The sequence below is a fragment of the Cellulosimicrobium sp. SJTW-1 genome (assembly GCF_047716875.1).
Lineage (GTDB): Bacteria > Actinomycetota > Actinomycetes > Actinomycetales > Cellulomonadaceae > Cellulosimicrobium > Cellulosimicrobium funkei.
The window spans coordinates 4,001,242-4,020,179 of the sequence record NZ_CP136680.1; the positions used below are offsets into that span (position 1 = coordinate 4,001,242).

15 protein-coding genes are annotated in these 18,938 nt (G+C 73.5%); 6 read left to right on the forward strand and 9 right to left on the reverse strand.

Features of this window, described 5'->3' with window-relative positions; all coding sequences use genetic code 11:
- The first annotated feature begins 246 nt into the window (after window positions 1–246).
- Entirely contained in the window at window positions 247–4,845 is a 4,599-nt protein-coding gene (hrpA, locus tag RSE42_RS17980; RefSeq protein WP_415297451.1) for an ATP-dependent RNA helicase HrpA, read from the forward strand.
- Between the two features lie 42 nt (window positions 4,846–4,887).
- Here hrpA and RSE42_RS17985 read toward each other — a convergent pair whose 3' ends face one another.
- The 3 genes from RSE42_RS17985 to RSE42_RS17995 all read right to left on the reverse strand — a co-directional run bounded on the left by RSE42_RS17985 (window position 4,888) and on the right by RSE42_RS17995 (window position 8,067).
- Window positions 4,888–5,823: an endo alpha-1,4 polygalactosaminidase gene (locus RSE42_RS17985; RefSeq protein ID WP_051876524.1), complete on the reverse strand. Its 936-nt coding sequence runs from the start codon at window positions 5,821–5,823 to the stop codon at window positions 4,888–4,890.
- 82 nt (window positions 5,824–5,905) lie between these two features.
- On the reverse strand, window positions 5,906–6,754 hold the full coding sequence (locus RSE42_RS17990) for a class II fructose-bisphosphate aldolase (RefSeq protein ID WP_061269285.1): 849 nt from the start codon (window positions 6,752–6,754) through the stop codon (window positions 5,906–5,908).
- Window positions 6,751–8,067, reverse strand: coding sequence for an alpha-glucosidase/alpha-galactosidase (locus RSE42_RS17995; RefSeq protein ID WP_034651592.1), 1,317 nt, complete (start codon window positions 8,065–8,067; stop codon window positions 6,751–6,753). The genes RSE42_RS17990 and RSE42_RS17995 overlap by 4 nt, the downstream gene beginning before the upstream one ends.
- Before the next feature lie 142 nt (window positions 8,068–8,209).
- On the opposite strand from RSE42_RS17995, the gene RSE42_RS18000 reads away from it, so the two are divergent.
- Window positions 8,210–9,067, forward strand: coding sequence for a DeoR/GlpR family DNA-binding transcription regulator (locus RSE42_RS18000; protein WP_198526183.1), 858 nt, complete (start codon window positions 8,210–8,212; stop codon window positions 9,065–9,067).
- 12 nt (window positions 9,068–9,079) lie between these two features.
- Here the strand turns inward: RSE42_RS18000 and RSE42_RS18005 are convergent, their stop codons facing one another.
- The 6 genes from RSE42_RS18005 to RSE42_RS18030 form a co-directional block, all read right to left on the reverse strand.
- Window positions 9,080–10,015 carry a 1-phosphofructokinase family hexose kinase gene (locus RSE42_RS18005; protein WP_034651590.1) on the reverse strand — a complete coding sequence of 312 codons (936 nt, stop codon included), beginning with the start codon at window positions 10,013–10,015 and terminating at the stop codon, window positions 9,080–9,082.
- Entirely contained in the window at window positions 10,012–11,019 is a 1,008-nt protein-coding gene (locus RSE42_RS18010) for a carbohydrate kinase family protein (RefSeq protein WP_051876523.1), read from the reverse strand. The genes RSE42_RS18005 and RSE42_RS18010 overlap by 4 nt, the downstream gene beginning before the upstream one ends.
- A complete protein-coding gene (locus RSE42_RS18015) occupies window positions 11,016–11,957 on the reverse strand; it encodes a carbohydrate ABC transporter permease (protein WP_081895776.1) in 942 nt (313 codons plus the stop codon). The genes RSE42_RS18010 and RSE42_RS18015 overlap by 4 nt, the downstream gene beginning before the upstream one ends.
- Window positions 11,957–12,877 carry a carbohydrate ABC transporter permease gene (locus RSE42_RS18020; protein WP_034651587.1) on the reverse strand — a complete coding sequence of 307 codons (921 nt, stop codon included), beginning with the start codon at window positions 12,875–12,877 and terminating at the stop codon, window positions 11,957–11,959. The genes RSE42_RS18015 and RSE42_RS18020 overlap by 1 nt, the downstream gene beginning before the upstream one ends.
- Entirely contained in the window at window positions 12,874–14,172 is a 1,299-nt protein-coding gene (locus tag RSE42_RS18025) for an extracellular solute-binding protein (protein WP_034651583.1), read from the reverse strand. The genes RSE42_RS18020 and RSE42_RS18025 overlap by 4 nt, the downstream gene beginning before the upstream one ends.
- Window positions 14,173–14,301: 129 nt before the next feature.
- Window positions 14,302–15,189 carry an SIS domain-containing protein gene (locus RSE42_RS18030; protein ID WP_034651580.1) on the reverse strand — a complete coding sequence of 296 codons (888 nt, stop codon included), beginning with the start codon at window positions 15,187–15,189 and terminating at the stop codon, window positions 14,302–14,304.
- Window positions 15,190–15,383: 194 nt separating this feature from the next.
- Between RSE42_RS18030 and RSE42_RS18035 the strand changes: the two genes are divergently transcribed.
- The 4 genes from RSE42_RS18035 to RSE42_RS18050 all read left to right on the forward strand — a co-directional run bounded on the left by RSE42_RS18035 (window position 15,384) and on the right by RSE42_RS18050 (window position 18,912).
- Window positions 15,384–16,478, forward strand: coding sequence for an amidohydrolase family protein (locus RSE42_RS18035; RefSeq protein WP_415297452.1), 1,095 nt, complete (start codon window positions 15,384–15,386; stop codon window positions 16,476–16,478).
- Between the two features lie 236 nt (window positions 16,479–16,714).
- On the forward strand, window positions 16,715–17,920 hold the full coding sequence (locus RSE42_RS18040) for a beta-ketoacyl-[acyl-carrier-protein] synthase family protein (RefSeq protein WP_415297453.1): 1,206 nt from the start codon (window positions 16,715–16,717) through the stop codon (window positions 17,918–17,920).
- Window positions 17,921–18,021: 101 nt separating this feature from the next.
- Window positions 18,022–18,600, forward strand: coding sequence for an O-acetyl-ADP-ribose deacetylase (locus tag RSE42_RS18045; RefSeq protein ID WP_415297454.1), 579 nt, complete (start codon window positions 18,022–18,024; stop codon window positions 18,598–18,600).
- 93 nt (window positions 18,601–18,693) lie between these two features.
- Entirely contained in the window at window positions 18,694–18,912 is a 219-nt protein-coding gene (locus RSE42_RS18050; RefSeq protein ID WP_415297455.1) for a PspC domain-containing protein, read from the forward strand.
- Window positions 18,913–18,938: the final 26 nt, after the last annotated feature.

An 18,938-nucleotide genomic window follows, 5' to 3' on the forward strand; every position in this document is an offset into this window, starting at 1 on the left:
GAGCAATGAAGTTGCGAGAGGTTGAGAGAATGGACCGTCGTGAGTACCGAGCCCGCAGCGAACCAACCTGACGCGCGCCCTCCCCAGCGGGACGGCGCCGCCGAGGGCACCCCGCGCGAGGGTCGCCGACGCCGCGGGAACCGCCGCGGGCGCGGGCGAGGCGAGCGGACGGCGTCGGGCACCTCGACGACCACGGAGCCGACGCGTCGCGGGCGGGGCGAGCGGACGACGTCGGGCCCGCGGCAGGTGAGCCGCGCGCAGCTCGACCGGGCCGCGCAGGCGCGCGCTAACGTGACGGTCCCGCCCATCACGTACCCCGAGCAGCTTCCGGTCAGCGCCCGACGCGCGGACATCGCCGCCGCGATCCGCGACCACCAGGTCGTCATCGTGGCGGGCGAGACGGGCTCCGGGAAGACGACGCAGCTCCCCAAGATCGCGCTCGAGCTCGGCCGAGGCCGCTCGGGTCAGGTCGGGCACACCCAGCCCCGCCGCATCGCCGCGCGCACGGTCGCCGAGCGCATCGCGGAGGAGCTCGGCACGGAGCTGGGCGGCGTCGTCGGGTACCAGGTGCGGTTCACCGACACCTCCAGCGAGGACACTCTCGTCAAGGTCATGACGGACGGCATCCTGCTCGCGCAGATCCAGCGCGACCCGGAGCTCCTCGCGTACGACACGATCATCGTCGACGAGGCGCACGAGCGGTCCCTCAACATCGACTTCCTGCTCGGCTACCTCGCGCGGCTCCTGCCGCGCCGCCCCGACCTCAAGCTGATCATCACGTCGGCGACGATCGACTCCGAGCGCTTCGCGCAGCACTTCTCCCCCGCGCACCTCGCCCAGCTCGGCGGCGCGCCGGAGTACGTGGTCGACGCGCTGCCCGACGCCGCGCCCGTCGTCGAGGTGTCCGGCCGCACCTACCCGGTCGAGATCCGGTACCGGCCGCTGTCCCCCGGCAGCGGCACGAAGGCGAAGGGCCGCTCGGGCGCCGAGGAGAAGGACCTCGTGACCGGCATCGTCGACGCGTGCGACGAGCTCATGCGCGAGGGACCGGGCGACATCCTCGTGTTCCTCTCCGGCGAGCGCGAGATCCACGACGCCGCCGACGCGCTCACCGGCCACCTCAAGGACCGCGTCACCGACCCGAAGCACCCGCAGCGCGTCGAGATCCTGCCGCTGTACGCGCGGCTGTCGTCGGCCGAGCAGCACCGCGTGTTCCAGGCGCACTCCTCGCGACGCATCGTGCTCGCGACGAACGTCGCCGAGACGTCGCTCACCGTGCCCGGGATCCACTACGTCGTCGACCCTGGCACGGCCCGCATCTCGCGCTACTCCAAGGCGACGAAGGTCCAGCGCCTGCCCATCGAGCCCGTCTCGCAGGCGAGCGCGAACCAGCGCTCCGGCCGCTCCGGGCGCGTCGCCGACGGCATCGCGGTGCGCCTCTACTCCGAGGACGACTTCCTCTCCCGGCCGGAGTTCACCGAGCCGGAGATCCTGCGCACCTCCCTCGCGTCGGTGCTGCTCCAGATGATCTCCGTCGGCGTCGTCGAGACCCCCGACGAGGTCGCGCGCTTCCCGTTCGTCGAGCCCCCGGACACGCGCGCCGTGCGCGACGGCGTCCAGCTCCTCACCGAGCTCGGCGCCCTCGCCACGTCCGACGGCGTCACGCGCCTCACCGAGGTCGGGCGCGTCCTCGCGCAGCTCCCCATGGACCCGCGCCTCGCCCGCATGATCTGGGAGGGCTCGAGGCTCGGCGTCGCGCGCGAGGTCGCGATCATCGCCGCCGTCATGTCGATCCAGGACCCGCGCGAGCGCCCCGCCGAGGTCCGCGCCCAGGCCGACCAGGCGCACGCGCGCTTCACCGACCCGCACTCCGACTTCCTCACCTACCTCAACGTCTGGGAGTACGTCCGCGAGCAGCAGCACGAGCTCTCGTCGTCGGCCTTCCGCCGCCTGTGCAAGGCCGAGTACCTCAACTTCCTGCGCATCCGCGAGTGGCAGGACGTCGTCGCCCAGCTCCGCGAGATGTCCAAGCCCCTCGGCATCGACATGTCGTACAAGCCGCGCGCACGCGGCGCGGCCGGTGACGACGGGCGGCGAGGTCCAGGACGAGCGGCGGCTGCGCCCGAGGATGCGAAGGGCGTGGCGGGCCTGGCGGGAGCGACGCGAGGGACGAGCGGCGCGGATGGTAGCCCGAGCACCTCGGGGGCAGCCGCCGCGGACCCGACCACCGCCCCCGACGCAACCCCCGACACCCAGGCCTACAAGCGCGCCTGGGACGGGGACACGATCCACAAGGCGCTCCTGTCCGGCCTGCTGTCGCAGATCGGGATGCAGGACACGGGCGAGGTGAAGGCGTCGTCGGTCGCGCACCTCAAGGGCGAGGCCCGCGCCAAGGCGCTGCGGCGCGCGCAGAAGCAGGCCCGCAACGAGTACACCGGCGCGCGCGGCGCGCGGTTCGCGATCTTCCCCGGCTCGCCGCTGAGCAAGAAGCCGCCGGCGTGGATCATGGCGGGCGAGCTCGTCGAGACGTCGCGGCTGTGGGCGCGCGACGTCGCCCGGATCCAGCCCGAGTGGGCCGAGGGCCTCGCGGGCGACCTCGCGCGGCGCACGTACTCCGAGCCCCACTGGTCGACCAAGCGCGGCGCGGCGATCGCGACCGAGAAGGTGCTGCTGTACGGCGTGCCGATCGTCGCGGACCGCAAGGTCCTCTACGCGAAGGTCGACCCCGAGGCCGCGCGCGAGATGTTCGTACGGCACGCGCTCGTGCAGGGCGAGTGGACGACCCACCACCGGTTCTTCCACGACAACCGCAAGCTCCTGGCCGAGGCGGAGGAGCTCGAGGCGCGCTCGCGCCAGCGCGGGCTCGTCGTCGACGACGACGTGCTGTTCGACTTCTACGACGAGCGCGTGCCCGACGACGTCGTGTCCGCCGCGCACTTCGACCGCTGGTGGAAGACGGCGCAGCGCCGCGACCCCGACCTGCTCACCTTCACGCTCGAACAGCTCGTGCCCGACGCCGAGCAGGTCGACACGTCGCAGTTCCCCGAGACCTGGCCGCAGGGCGAGCTGACGCTCCCGCTCACGTACCAGTTCCAGCCCGGGACCGAGGCCGACGGCGTGACCGTGCACGTCCCGATCTCCGTGCTCAACCGCGTCGTCCCCGACGGCTTCGACTGGATGGTGCCGGGCCTGCTCGACGAGCTCGCCACGGCGACGATCCGCTCGCTGCCCAAGCCGGTCCGCGTCCAGCTCGTGCCGGCACCGGACGTCGCGCGCGACGTCGTCGCCTGGCTCCGCGAGCACACGCCCGCCTGGGAGGACATGGCCCGCGCGGGCGACATGGCCGAGCCGTTCCACGTCGCGTTCACGCGCGCCGTCCGGGCGCTGCGCGACGTCGTCATCCCCGACGACGCGTGGGGTCCCGAGCAGGAGGCGCGCCTGCCCGCGCACCTACGCATGACGTTCCGGGTCGAGGACACCCGCGGGCGCGGCGGCTCCGTCGTGCTCGACGAGTCGAAGGACCTTCTTGCGCTCCAGCGCCGTCTCGCCGCGCAGAACCAGGCCGCGGTCCGCGCGGCGGTCAAGGGAGCGGTGGGTGCTGCTCTTCGTGAGGCCGCTTCGGGATCGGTTCCCGGGTCGGGTGCGTCGGTCTCGGGGTCGGGTGCGCCGGTCCCGGGGTCGGGTCCGGCGGGGGAGGGGGCGTCGGTGCTCGGGCTACCATCCGCGCCGCTCGTTCCTCACGGCGCTCCCGCCAGGCCCGCCACGCCCTTCGCATCCGACGCCCCCTCCCCCGCCTCCGCGTCCGGCTCGCCGACGCGCCGCGAACAGGTCACGGCGCAGGACGGCGCAGGGTCACCCTCGGCGTCCGATTCGCCACGGCAAGGCGACCCGCCGCCCTCGGACCCCGCCACGGCCACGCTCGTCAGCGAACGCACCGACCTGACCACCTGGCCCGACGACCTCACCGACGGGCGGCTGCCCGCGACGGTGTCGACCGACCTCGGGGGCGGGGTCGTGGTGCGCGGGTATCCGGCGGTCGTCGAGGAGCAGGACGCGAAGGGGAAGCCGGTCGCGCTGCGCGTGCTGGCCGACGCGACCGCGCAGGCGCGGGAGCACGCGCGGGGCGTGCGGCGTCTGCTGCTGACGGAGACGGCGCTGCAGACCGGGCGCATCACGAGCCGGTGGAACGGGACGCAGTCGCTCACGTTGGCGGCCAGCCCGTACCGGAACACGGACGCGCTCGTCGCGGACCTGCAGCTCGCCGCGGTGATCGCGCTGACGAGCGGCGGCAGCGGGCAGCCGGACGCGGCGACGGTCCGCGACGCCGAGGCCTACGCGGCCGCGCGCACGTTCGTCCGCGCGCACCTGGAGGAGCACGTGCACCAGGTGGTCGGGCACGTGGTCGCCGCGCTCACCGCGTCGCGCAACCTCGACGCGGAGATCCGCGCGTCGAACAGTCTCGCGCTGCTCAACACGCTCACCGACCTGCGCGACCAGGCGGCGGGCCTCATCCACGACGGCTTCGTCTCGCAGACCCCGCCCCGACGCCTGCCGCACCTGACGCGCTACCTGCGGGCGGGGTCGTACCGGCTGGAGAAGGCGCAGTCGAACCCGAACCGCGACGCCGAGCTCGCGTGGCGCGTGCACGACGTCGAGGACGCCTACCAGCGCGCCCGCGCCGCGTACGCCCAGGGCCCGGCCGACCCGGTCCGCGCCGCCGACCTGGCCGAGGTGCGGTGGCTGATCGAGGAGCTGCGCGTGTCGCTGTTCGCACAGCAGCTCGGCACCGACGGCCCGGTGAGCGAGAAGCGCATCCGCAAGCTCCTCACGCCCGACGGCTGGTGACGCGACGCGGCGAACGGCGTGGGCACCGCCCGCCGCCCCGTGTCAGCAGGTCGCGAACACGTACGAGTACGGCTCGCCGGTCTCCTCGACCGGGTCGAAGCCGCTGACGTCGGTGTCCGGTCGGACCAGGTAGAGGTCGCGCAGCACCGTGAGCGGCGCACGGTCGGGCAGGGCGCACGCGTCGGCGAAGGTGAGTCCCTCGGCCGCGAGCGGGCCCGGGTACTCGACCTGGAGCACGTGGTCGCCGTACACGCCGGTGTACGCGGCGCACTCGTCCCAGACGGCGCACTCCTCCGTGACGGCGAAGTCGAACCCGAGGTCGTCGTGCGCGACCTGCGTGATCTCCGCGGCGTTCTTCTGCGCGATCGCGAGCCCGGCGTCGTGAGCGAGGTCCACGTACGCCGTGGCGAGCGCGTGCGCGCCGGCCTCGTCGATCTCGGCGAAACGGGTCCAGGTATCGAGGTTGTCGATCTCGACCGCGTCGAACCCGTCGTCCGCGCAGCCGGTGACCACCGGACCCAGGATGTCGAGGATCCCCTCGCGCTGCGCCGCGGACGACGGGTCGAGCACGAACTCGTCCGGCCAGTCCGGGTCGACGACGAGCACGCCGTCGGCGTCGTGCAGCAGCAGGTCCTCGTGCGTGCGCCACAGGGCGGCGTCGTCGGGCTGCGTCTGGAAGCCGTTCACGTAGCAGACGTTGTACGCGCCGGAGAGCGGCGTCGCCGTCGCGTCGCGCACCACGACGTCGGGGGTCACCGGACCGGAACCGGCATCGACGTCGTCGTACGCACCACCGAGCTGGTAGTCGAGGATCCCGCTCGTGGGCGGCAGTTCGACCGCCGCCGCGGCCGACGCGTCGGTCCCGGCCGCGCGGGGCGTGTCCGGGACGGGGCTCGTGCCACCGACGGCGGGGCTGCCCGCGCACGCGGCCAGCACCAGCGCCGAGCCGAGTGCCAGGCCGGTCGTCGTTCGTCTCATGTGCTCGTTCCTCTCGTCGTGACACGCTGCCCGCGCGCCATGGTGGGGGTGCCGATCAGGAGATGCCGGACGATTCGTGGTGTCAGGCGAACACCTGCGTGCAGAGCCGGTCGACGGCGTCGCGCACGGCTCCCCGCGCCGGTGCGAGGTACGTGCGGGGGTCGGTGACGGCGTCGTGCGCGTCGAGGAAGTCTCGCACCTGACGCGTGTAGCCGACATTGAGCGCGGTCCCGACGTTGATCTTGCGGATCCCGCGTGCGACGGCGTCGCGCAACATCGCGGCAGGGACACCGGACGACCCGTGCAGCACCAGCGGGACGGGTACCTCGGCGGCGATCCGCTCGACGAGGTCGAGGTCGAGCTCCGCGGTCGCGCTCGTCATCGCGTGGGAGCTGCCGACGGCGACTGCGAGCCCGTCGACGCCGGTCGCGGCGACGAACGACACAGCCTCGTGGGGGTCGGTGCGCACGCCGGGCGCGTGCGCACCGTCCTTGCCGCCGATCTCGCCGAGCTCGGCCTCGACCCACAGCGTGGTGTCGTGCGCGGACCGGGTGAGGTCGCGGGTCGTGGCGACGTTGTCCGCGTAGTCGAGGTGGGCGGCGTCGACCATGATCGACGTGATCCCGAGTCGCCACGCCTGGTCGACGACCTGGCGCGCGAGGTCGACGTCCTGGACGTGGTCGAGGTGCAGCGAGACGGGGACGCGTGCCGCGACGGCGATCTCGCGGCAGGCCGCGACCAGCGCCGTCATGCGGCCCTCGTGGTAGCGGACGGCGTTCTCGCTGATCTGCAGGATGCCGGGAGCCCCGGCGCCCTCGAGGCCGGCGACGATGCCCTCGGCGTGCTCGAGCGTGATGACGTTGAACGCGAGCACGGCGCCGCCGTCGCGGGCCGCCGCAGCGACGAGGTTGCCCGTCGCGGCCAGGGTCACAGCGCACCCGCCGGCACGAGGGCGCGCAGCGGCTCGGGGAGCAGGTCGCCGTGCGCGCTGACGAGCTCGTCGCACAGGGCCCAGATCTGCGCGGGCGTCAGGGTCGAGGACGCGTTCGGGTCCATGAGCACGGCCTGGCGCACGAGCCGGGGGTCGCCGGTGCGCGCCGCCTCGACGGTCAGCGCCGCGACGGAGACGTACGGCTGGTTGAGCGCCGCGCACTGTGCCGGGAGCGAGCCCATCGGCACGGGGCGCAGGCCGTCGCCGTCGACCTCCGCCGGGACCTCGACGACCGCATCCTGGGGCAGGTTGTCGACCAGGCCGTGGTTGGGGACGTTGACGTGCACCTCGCGCCGCGTGCCGGTCACGAGGGAGTGGATGATCTGGGGCGCGTACTCGCTCGCGCCGTCCTCGAGCGCGAGGTCCTCGCCGGCGGCGAGCGCGCGCCGCGCCGCCTCGAACTCCGCGACGTTCCCCCGGCTGATGCCGACGTACTCGAGCGGCTGCAGGCGGTAGCGCTCGATCTGCTCGTCGGAGCGGAGGAACCACGACACGTACTCGGAGGAGTGCTCGCTCGTCTCCGTCGGGTAGTAGCCGAGCCGGCGGAAGATCTCGACCCGGACGCGACGCTCGAGCCCGGGGTCGCGGCGGATCGTCTCGCGCAGCCGGGGGTACAGCGACTCGCCCTCGTGGTCCCACTCGAGCAGCCACGCCTGGTGGTTGACGCCCGCGGCACGGTACCGCGTCTCCCCCACCGGGACGCCCACGAGCTCTGCGAGGTCGTGGGCGGTCCAGTAGACGGAGTGGCAGAGCCCGGCGACCTTGAGGTCGGGAGCGACGGTGGAGACCCACCACACGTTCATCGCCATCGGGTTCGTGTAGTTGAGCAGCCATGCCTGCGGGCACAGCTCGCGCATGTCGGTCGCGACGCCCTCGAGCACCGGGAACGTACGCAGCGCGCGGAACACGCCACCGACGCCGGTCGTGTCGCCGATGGTCTGGCGCAGGCCGTGGCGCGCGGGGATCTCGAGGTCCTTCAACGTCGCGTCGATGCCGCCGACCTGGATCATGTTGACGACGAAGTCGACCCCGTCGAGAGCCCGGCGACGGTCGGCGTACGCCTCGACGGTGGCCGACGCCCCGAGCTGGCGGCTCACCTGACGCGCGGTGCCCTCGGCGACGCGGAGCCGCTCGGGGTCGATGTCGTGCAGCACGAGGCGCGCGTCGGCGAGCTCCGGGTAGCGCAGGATGTCGGCGACGAGCTGGCGGGTGAAGACGACGCTCCCGGCGCCGACGAACGCGATGCTGACCATGTCGACGATCCTCGGCGTCGTCGAGCGCACTGTGCAAGAATACGATCAGATTCCGCCGATAACACTCACTCTGATTGAGCGATTTGCCTCGTCCGGGAGAGAGAGACCCACACTTCACCCAGCAACCGCCGGAAGGAAGCGCATGCCTGTCGCACCGGACGCCGCGCCCCGCGCGATCTCCCACAAGCGCAGCGACCGCATGATGCGGGCGCTCACGTACGTCAACGAGCACGGCACGGCGCGCCTCACGGAGCTGGTCCGTGAGCTCGGCGTCTCCTCGGCCACGATGCGGCGCGACCTCGCGGACATGGAGGAGCAGGGCCTGGTGCTGCGCACGCACGGCGGGGTGCGTGCCCTCGACCCCACGACGGAGGTCCCGGTGCTGCTGCGCGACTCCCGGTTCCGCGAGGCGAAGCTGCGCATCGCCCAGCACGCCGCCGGGCTGCTCCCGCCGGGGCGCTACTCCGTCGCGATCAGCGGCGGCACGACGGCGGCCGCCGTCGCGCGCGCCCTCGCGACGCGACCCGACCTCGCGATCGCCACGAACGCCCTGACGACGGCGACCGAGCTCGCCGCGCGCAGCAACCTGCAGGTCATCATGACGGGTGGGTTCGTCCGGTCGAGCTCGCTTGAGGCCGTCGGCGTGCTCGCCGAGCACACGTTCAACGCGATCAACGTCGGCACGGCGTTCCTGGGCACCGACGGCATCAGCGTGCGCGGCGGTGCGACGACGCACGACGAGACCGAGGCGCGCACCAACCACGCGATGGTCGCGCACGCCGAGCGCGTCGTCGTGGTCGCGGACGGGTCGAAGGTGGGGCGCGTGACGCTCGCCAAGATGGCGGATCTCGAGGAGATCGACGTGCTCGTGACGGACTCGTCCGCCGACCCGGCGGCCCTCGACGCGATCGCGGCTGCCGGCGTCGACGTCCAGGTCGTGGCCGACGACGGTCCGGTCGCCGCGGTGCGGCCGGCCGAGGGACCGGCCGCACCGCGCTGACCCCGCAGGGTTCTAGGGCACCGGGAGCGCCACGGTCTCGACCGCGGCCTCGCCGACGAGACGGCGAGCCAGGGCCGCGTCGAGGACTGCCGCACCGGGGACCTGGGCGTTGGCCGTGCCCGCGGCGGCACCGAGCGCCACCGCCTCGGCGAGGGACGCCCCGCCGTCGAGCGCGACGAGCATCCCGCCCAGGAAGGAGTCGCCGCTCCCCACCGGGAAGCGGCCGACGTGGCCCTCGAGCCGGACGCGCAGCACGCTCGTGCCGTCGCTCGCCCACGCCCCCTCCGCGCCGTCCGTGACGACCACGAGTCCGCGCGACCGGTCGCGGAGCCCGGTGACGAGCCCCGCACCCGGGGTGTCCGCGGGGACGCCCAGCAGCTCTGCCGCCTCGACCCGGTTCACCTTGACCAGGTCCGGCCCCTCCCCCACGGCTCCCGCGAGCGCCGGACCGTGGCTGTCCACGGCGACGCGGGCACCCGCCGCCCGCAGCCGACCGACGACGGTGCCGACCACGCTCGGCGCGATGGTGCCGGGGAGCCCGCCGGACAGCAGCCACCACCCGCCCTGGCGCGCGGCGAGGTCGAGCGCGAGCCCGACGGCACGGTCGAGCGTGCCCGCCCCCACCGGGACGGCACGCTCGTAGATCTCGGTGAGCGCACCGGTCGCCGCGGCCAGCACCGAGACGCACGTGCGCGTCGGGTGCTCTCCCGGCACGACGCGCAGGTCCACGCCGTCGGCTCTCGCCCCCGCCGCGACGTCCTCGCCCGACCCTCCGGCGAGGACCGCGACGGCGGTCGTGCGGGCACCGAGCGACGCTGCGGCGCGGACCGCGTTGAGCGCCTTCCCCCCGCCGACGCGACGGACCTCGCGCGGGCGCTGGATCCCCTCGAGGGCGTCGACGACGTACGTGACGTCGAGCGACGGGCTGAGGGCGAGCGCGGAGATCATGCGAGCGCGGCCCGCAGCGCGGCCAGCGTGGCCTGCGCCCCGGTGCCCCCCGGGCCGAGCGTCGACAACGAGCCGGCGCAGGCCGCCCAGCGCACCCGCTCGGCCTCGTCCTCGATCCCGTGCGCGAGGGCCGCGAGGTAGCCGGCGTCGAAGCTGTCTCCGGCGCCGGTCGTGTCGACCACGTCCACGGCGAGCCCCGGGGCGTGCACGGCGGCTCCCGCCGGTCCCACGGACCACCCGCCGCGCGCGCCGTCCTTGACCACGACGCGGGGGCCGCGCGCGGCGACCGCCCGGGCGAGCGCGACGTCGGGGTCGCCGGTGCTCGGCGCGTCGCGCGGACCTGCGCCGAGCGCGCCCGCGACTGCGCGCAGCTCGTTGCGGTTCGGCAGCAGCACGTCCACGTGGGGCAGCAGGTCCGCGAGCCCGGTCCAGCGCTCGGCAGGGTCCCAGTTCGTGTCGAGGCTCGTGGTCCACCCGCGCGCACGAGCAGACGCCAGGACTGCGGGCAGGTCCGCGGCGAGACGCGGCTGGAGGAAGTACGACGCGACGTGCACGACGCCGGGCGGCCCGTCCCAGCCGTCGAGCACGGCGAGCGCGTGGGAGCCGGTGAGGGTCGGGATCGTGCCCGCGACCGTGAGGATCGCCCGGTCGTCCGGCGTGGAGAGGACGACCGAGAGCCCTGTCGGCTCGTCGTGGGAGACCTCGACCGCGGACACGTCCACCCCGGCAGCGCGCAGCGCGTCGAGGGTGAAGGTCCCGAAGGCGTCCGCACCGACGCGCGCGACGAGCCGCGTCGGCACTCCGAGGCGCGCGACGCCGGCGGCCGCGATGCTGGCCGAGCCACCGAGGACGAGGTCGCCGGAGTCGGCGAGCTGCTCGGCCTGGCCGAATCGCGGGATCACGTCGCCGCGCAGCACGAGGTCGACGTTCGCGTCCCCGACCACGACGACGGGTCGTGCAGCGGTCCGGTCGGCTGCTGCCGGCAGGGCGTGGGGCGTGGTCATCCCTTGACTCCCGTGAAGGTCATGGTGGCGATGAACTGGCGCTGGGCGAACAGGAAGAACAGCACCAGCGGGAGGGTCGCGACGACGTTGCTCGCCATGAGCAGCGACCAGTCGGTCCGGCGCGCGCCCTGGAAGTTCGTGATCCCGAGCTGGAGCGTGAAGGACGACGGGTCGTTGATCGCGATGAGCGGCCAGACGAGGTCGTTCCACGAGCCGAGCAGCGTGAAGATCGCGAGCGTCGCGAGCGCGGGCCGCGCGAGCGGGAGGATGATCCGCCAGAACGTGGAGAGCCGCGAGCACCCGTCGAGGACGGCCGCCTCCTCGAGCTCGGGCGGGAGCGACAGGAAGAACTGGCGCATGAGGAAGATCCCGAAGGCCGACGCGAGCCACGGGACCATCGCGGCGGCGAGCGTGTCGATGATGCCGATGCGCGCGAAGAGGACGTACGTGGGCACCATGAGGAGCTGGGTCGGGATCATGATCGTCGCCATGATCGCGAGGAACCCGAACGTGCGGCCCGGGAACTTCAGGCGCGCGAACCCGTACCCGGCGAGCGAGCACAGGACGATGTGCGACGCGACGGCGACGACCGAGACGAGGACGGTGTTCGTCGTCCAGCGCAGCAGGTCCGTCTCGGTGAAGAGCTTGACGTAGCCGTCGAGCGTGAGCTGCGAGGGCCAGAACCGCGGAGGGAAACGGTTGATCTCCGCCTCGGGCGTGAGCGACGTGAGGAACATCTGCACGAACGGCGTCGCGAACAGCGCGGCGACGGGCACGAGCAGCAGGTGCCACAGCCATGCGCGCCGACGCCGGCGCCGCGGCGCGGGGGTGGCCGTGATGGTGGCCAGGAGCGGACCGTCCGGGGCGCCGGCGGGCGCCGCCTGCGGTCCGCCGGGCGCCGCGGCCTGAGCGGCAGGGCCGGGAGCGGTCGTCGGCATCAGAGTCCACCAACCTTCGTGCGGCGGGAGTAGAGCGTCACGGCGATGGTGATGAGCAGGGTCACGGCGAACAGCCCGTACGCCACGGCGGAGGCGTACCCGAACTCGAGCTCCTTGAACGCCGCCTTCCACAGGTAGTACACGATCGTCTCGGTCGAGCCGAGCGGGCCGCCGCGCGTCGTCGTGTAGACGAGGTCGAAGAGCTGGATCGCCTGGATCGTCTGCCAGATGGCGACGAACACCGTGACCGGGGCGAGCTGGGGGAACGTCACGTGCCAGAACGACTGCCACCGGTTCGCGCCGTCCACGCGGGCGGCCTCCGCGAGCTCGACCGGGATGTCCTGGAGCGCGGCGAGGTAGATGACGGTCGTGAACGCGGCCTGCCCCCACAACGACATGATCGTGATGACGACCATCGCCTGCGACGGGTTCTCGAGCCAGCCCTGCTGGGGGAGGCCGAGGACGCGCAGCACGTTGTTCACGAACCCGAACTGCGGGTTGAACAGGTAGGTCGTGAGGATGCCGGTGGCCGCTGCGGAGACCACGAACGGCAGGAACACGAGGGTGCGGTAGACCCCGACCAGGACGAGTCGGCGGTTGAGCGCGACCGCGAGGCCGAGCCCGAGGAAGAGCGACGCCGGGACGAACAGCGCGGTGTACAGGAGCGTGTGCCCGACGGCGGCGCCCAGCTCGGCGTCGGTCAGCATGCGGCGGTAGTTGTCCACGCCCACCGGCTCCGGCGTGGAGAAGCCGTTCCAGTCCTGCAACGACAGCAGGAACGCCCAGACCGCGGGGAAGATCGACAGGCCGACGACGAGGAGCGTCGCGGGGGTGACGAAGCCCCACCCGGCGAGCGCCTCCCCCGTCCGGCGGCGCCGCGGGGGCCGCCGGACGGGGGTGGGCGCGATCGTCGTCGTCACTGGTCCGCCAGCGCTTCGTCCGACCGGTCGGCGGCCCGCTCGAGCGCCTCGCGCGGTTCTCCCTTGCCCTGGAGGACCTCCGAGACCGCTGTGCCGACCGCCTCGGAGAGGTTGACGTACCCCGGCACGGTCGGGCGAGGGATCGTCGCGTTCTCGCTGTTCTGCGCCATGACGTCCAGGCCGGGCATCGCCTCGACCTGTGCCTGGAACTCCGGTGAGCCGATCTCGCTCTCGCGCAGCGGGAGGTTGCCGTAGACGACGTTCCAGCGCACGTCCTGCTCGGGGTCGGTCAGCCACTTCGTGAACTCGTACGACCAGTGCTCGCGGTTCGCGTCCTGGTGGTCGAACAGGACCCAGAGGTCGGCCCCGGAGATCGTCGTGTGCTCGTCGTCGTAGGCCGGCAGCGGGACGACGCCGTACTGCGTGCCCGCGACCTGGAGGTCGTACAGCGTCCACGGCCCTGACGTGACCATGCCGATCTGGTCGCTCGCGAAGATCTGCGTGAACTTGGTGTCGGTCTGGTCGAGGTAGACCGACCCGTCCTCGACGGCCATGTCGCGCAGGAACGTCAACGCGTCCACGCCGGCGTCGGAGTCGAACGTCGCGGTCGTGCCGGAGTCGTCGAGGACCTCCCCGCCCCGCTGCCACAGGTGCGGCCAGAACTGCCACGTCGTCTCCTCGGAGCCGGAGACACCGTAGGCGTAGCCGTACGTGCTCGTCGCGGGGTCCGTGAGCTCCTTCGCGGCGGCGCGGAAGTCGTCCCAGGTCCAGTCCTCGGTCGGGTAGTCCACGCCGGCGGCGTCGAATACCGTCTTGTTGTACAGGAGGGAGAGGTTGTCCACGACGGCCGGGAAGCCGATCGTCGTCTCGCCGTCCGGCTGGGCGGTGGCGCGGGCGGCCCCGGAGAACTCGTCCCAGCCGACGTCGGGGTCACTCACCTCGTCGGTGATGTCGAGCGTGCGCTCCGACTCGGCGAGCTCGCTCGCCCAGGAGCCGAACGCGTAGGAGATGTCCGGGTAGGTGCCTCCCGCGAACGAGGACGACAGCTTCTGCAGCAGGTCCTCCGTCGACGGCGCGCCCGAGGACACCTCGATCGTCACGTTGGGGTGGAGTTCCTCGAACTCCTCGGCGAGGCCCGTGAGGATGGTCTGGGCCTGGTCTGCCTGGCCGGTCCACCACGTGAGCGTGACGTCGGCCTCGGGGTCGAGGGTCGTGGCGCCCTGCGTCCCGGACGAGCACGCCGCGAGCAGCAGCGCGCCGGAGACGACGACCGCTCCGGCGGCTCCCCGGGCCACGGTGAGAGGACGGTCGGGACGGCGGCGGGTGGGATGACGGAACATTGTCGGCCTTGTCTCTTGGGCGGTCTCTTCGTCGAGTGTCCGGGTACTGCGACCCCGTCGGTGACGGGCTGTCTCGGGTCGCCCTCAGCCGAGGACGACGGAGCGGGTGAGGTGTCGCGGCGCGTCCGCGTCGAGGCCGCGGTCGGTGGCGAGGGCGACCGCGAGGCGCTGGCACTGCACGAGCTGGACGAGCGGGTCCCCGTCGAGGTGCACGACGGTCGCGCCGGTGCGCCGGACGTCCTCGGCGAGCGCCGGGTCGTCGTCGCCGAGCAGGGTCACGAGCGTCGCGTCGGTCGCGACGGCGACCGGTCCGTGCCGGTAGTCGAGCGCCGGGTAGGACTCGGACCACGCCTGCGCGGCCTCACGGATCTTCAGCGCCGCCTCCTGCGCGAGGCCGTAGGCCCACGAACGGCCGAGGAACACGAAGTGCTCGAACGCGCCCGGATCGACGGGAAGCGGTGCCGCGAGCGCCTGCTCGGCCTGCGCGACGAGGCCGGAGAGGTTCTCCCCGAACGCCTGGCGGGCGACGGCGAGCACGGTGGTCGGGAACCGCGTCTGGACCACCGACTCCTCGTCGGCGAGGTCGAGCACGAGCACGTCGTCCGCCGCGAGGGCGACGGGCGTTCCGGCGACACCGACGACCGCGGCGGTGCGCGTCCCGGAGGGGACGGCCGCGAGCGCTTCGAGGCACTCGCTCGTGGTCCCGGAGCGGCTGATGACGACGACACGGTCGTAGGGACGCGTCGGGTGCCACTCCGACGCGTACGCGGCATCGGTCTCGCCGAGGCCGGCGTCCTCCCGGAGGACGGCGATCGCCTCGGCGACGAACGCGCTCGTCCCGCACCCGAGTACGAGGACGCGCTCGCCGGGTGCGCCGAGCACGGAGCCGGTGGTGGGCCCGCCCGCGAGGGCCTCGGCCCACACCTCGGGCTGGCTGTGGATCTCTCGCTCGGTGACGGTGCTCGGGCTCACGTGCTTGTCCTGTCGTCGGCGGGGCCGTGACCCCGGTCCAGCGGTGGTCAGGTGCCGCGAGGTGCGGACCCGATGCGAGAGATCCTGCTCAGCATCTGCGCGATAGTCACGCAGAATGGCCTGTTCGCTCACTCTGGATGATCGATTCGCGTAACATCCGCGAAATCTGGGCGTGGACGACCGATGCTCGTGACGTGATCGATCCCCTCCACCTCGCCGGCCCGCCCCCGGCGCCGCCCGCACCCGACCTGCGGCTCGTCGACTGGGAGCCCCGCGCTCGCGTGCGGCTCCCCCGGACCGACGTCCCCCGGGCCGCGGTGCCCGCCGTCGACGTCCACAACCACCTGGGCCGCTGGCTCACCGCCGACTGGTGCGCGCCCGACGTCCCCGCGTTGCTCGACCTGCTGGACCGCACGAACGTGCGCGCGGTCGTGAACCTCGACGGCCTGTGGGACGACGAGCTCGAGGCCAACCTCGACCGGTACGACCGCGCGCACCCGGGCCGTTTCCTCACGTTCTGCCAGGTCGACTGGACGGCGCTCGCCCACGTGGGGGGCGAGCGCGAGGTGCAGCGGCAGCTCCGCGACGCCGCGGCGCGCGGGGCGCGCGGCCTCAAGGTGTGGAAGAACCTCGGCCTGACCGTCACCGGCCCCGACGGCGCGCTCGTCGCGCCCGACGACCCTCGTGTCGTCGAGACGCTCGCGCTCGCGGGCGAGCTCGGGCTGCCCGTCCTGATCCACGTCGCCGACCCGAAGGCGTTCTTCGACCCGCCGGACCGGTACAACGAACGCGTCGACGAGCTCACCGCGCAACCGTCGTGGTCGTTCGCCGACCGCTCCCGCTTTCCGTCGTTCGAGCACCTGCTCGACGCGTTCGGACGTCTGCTCGCCGCGACTCCGGGGACCACCTACGTCGGCGCGCACGTCGGCTGCGTCGCCGAGGACCTGGATCACGTCTCGCGGCTCCTGCGGGCCGCACCGAACCTCGTCGTCGACATCGCGGGCAGGCTGGGCGAGCTCGGGCGGCAGCCGCGACGCTTCCGTCGGCTCGTCGAGGACTTCCCGGACCGGGTCCTGTTCGGCACCGACGCGTTCCCGTTGTCGCGTGAGCAGCTCGAGACGCACTTCCGGTTCCTCGAGACGGCCGACGAGCACTTCGCCTACTCCCCCGGTGACCCCGTGCCGCCGCAGGGTCGGTGGGCCATCTCGGGAGCCGACCTCCCGGCGCACCTCCTGCCGGCGCTCTACGCGGGGAACGCGTGCCGGGTGCTCGGGCTCGACGCGGACTGACCCGCCGCCTCACGGCAGCGCGGCCTCCCGCGGCGAGGCGCCGCGTGGGCGAGGGGTAGAGGTTCACGGCGTCGACCGCGGGCATCTCGTGGGTCCGGACGTGGGCGTAAGCGTGGGCGTGGGCGTGCGCACCGTCACAGCTGCGAGGGCGACAAAGGCCGCTGCGATGACTTGGAATAAGACCCATCGACCACACCCGTCGCCGTTCTCGGCGACTCGGCTGCAAGGGGCACACCATGACACGAGTCGTCGTCAGCGGGTACGGGGCGGTGACCCCGGTCGGGCGCTCCGCCCCCGAGACGTGGGACGCGCTGCTGCGCGGGAAGCCGGGCGTGCGGGCGATCGACGACGAGTGGGCGGCCGACCTGCCCGTGCGCATCGCCGCGCGCGTCGACGACGCCTTCGCCGAGGGGCTCTCCGTCCGGGAGCGACGTCGTACCGACCGGGCGGAGCAGCTCACGCTCGTCGCGGGCCGGGAGGCGTGGGCGTCCGCCGGGTCGCCCGACGTCGACCCGACGCGTCTCGCCGTCGTCGTCGGCTCCGCGAACGGCGGGATCGCGACGACGCTCGACCAGTCGCGCGTCCTGCACGAGCAGGGCCACCGGCGCGTCTCCCCGCACACCGTCACGATGCTCATGGCCAACGGGCCGGCCGCGTGGCTGTCGATCGACCTCGGCGCCAAGGCCGGTGCGCGCGCCCCGATCAGCGCGTGCGCGGCGGGCTCGGAGGCGATCACGATGGGTCGCGAGATGATCCTCTCCGGCTCGGCGGACGTCGTCGTGTGCGGGGGCGTCGAGGCGGGCGTCCAGCCGTTCTCGCTCGCGGCCTTCGCCGCGGCCCGCGCCATGTCGACGCGCAACGACGAGCCGGAGCGCGCGTCCCGGCCGTTCGACGTGGATCGGGACGGGTTCGTCATGGGTGAGGGCTCGACGCTCCTCGTGCTCGAGCGCGAGGACCACGCCCGGGCCCGCGGGGCGGTCGTGCACGGCGTCGTCTCGGGTGCGGCGCTGACGTCGGACGCGTACGACATCGTCGGCGGCGACCCCGAGAACCAGGCCCGCACCATCACGATGGCGCTGCGGTCGGCGGGCCTCGCCCCCGAGGACGTGGGGCTCGTCCACGCGCACGCGACGGCGACCCCCGTCGGGGACGTCAACGAGGCGGACGCGCTGCGCGCGGCACTCGGGATGCCGCCGCCCGTCACGAGCACGAAGGGCGCGACGGGCCACCTCCTCGGTGCGTCGGGCGCGCTGGGCGTCCTCGTCGCGCTCCTCGCCCTGCGCGACGGGCGCGTCCCGCCCACGCTCAACGTCGACACCCTCGACCCCGCGATCGACCTCGACGTCGTCCGGGAGGCGGCCACGACGTCGGCCCGGCACGCACTCGTCGACGCGTTCGGGTTCGGCGGGCACAGCTCGAGCGTCGTGGTCTCGCGCGACTGACCGGGATCGCCGAGCACGAGGTCGCCGTCGAGAAAGCCGGCCAGGCCGCCACGGACCCCGTGGTCGACGGCGAGCAACCCGTCCCCGGGCACGATGGAGCGATGGACCTCGACGCACGCCTCGCCGACATCACGACGCTCGACGTCGACGCGATCGTCAACGCCGCGAACTCGTCGCTGCTGGGCGGCGGCGGGGTGGACGGCGCGATCCACGCCGCGGCCGGGCCGCGGCTCCTGGAGGAGTGCCGTCGGCTCCGGCGCACGACCCTCCCCGACGGCCTGCCCGTGGGCGACGCCGTCGCCACCGACGCCTACGACCTCCCCGCCCGCTGGGTCGTGCACACCGTCGGGCCGAACCGCTACCGCGGCGAGACGGACCCCGCGCTCCTCGCGTCGTGCTTCGCCCGCTCGCTCGACGTCGCGGACGACCTCGGCGCCACGACCGTCGCCTTCCCCGCGATCAGCGCGGGCGCGTACGGCTGGGACGTCGAGGAGGTCGCCCGCGTGGCGGTGGACGCCGTCCGCGGCTGGTCCGCACCCGACCTCTTCGACGAGCCCGCCGACCCGGCGGCAGCCCGGGACCGGGACGGATCGCGCCCCGGGCCGGGCGTCGCGGCCGTGACGTTCGCCCTCGCGACGCCGCGGACGCTCGCGGCGTTCCAGGCCGCCCTCGCCCGCTGAGCCCCGACCCTCGGGGTCACCGCCCCGAGGATCAGGGTCGGGTCGGGGGACCTCCGGATACCGGGGCGCCCGGGACGCTCGTACCGTCGAGGCATGAGCACCTCAGACGCCTCCACCGCCGCGTACCGCCCGACGCTGTCCCGACCGCGCCACGGCCGGATGATCGCCGGCGTGTGCGCCGGGATCGCCCGCCGGTTCGGCTGGGACCCGACCGTCGTCCGCATCGTCGCCGCGGTCTCGATCCTGCTCCCGGGCCCCCAGGTCATCGCGTACCTGGTCCTGTGGGCCCTCATGCCGAACGACCGCCACTGACCCCGGCCGACGCCGGTCAGCCGCGA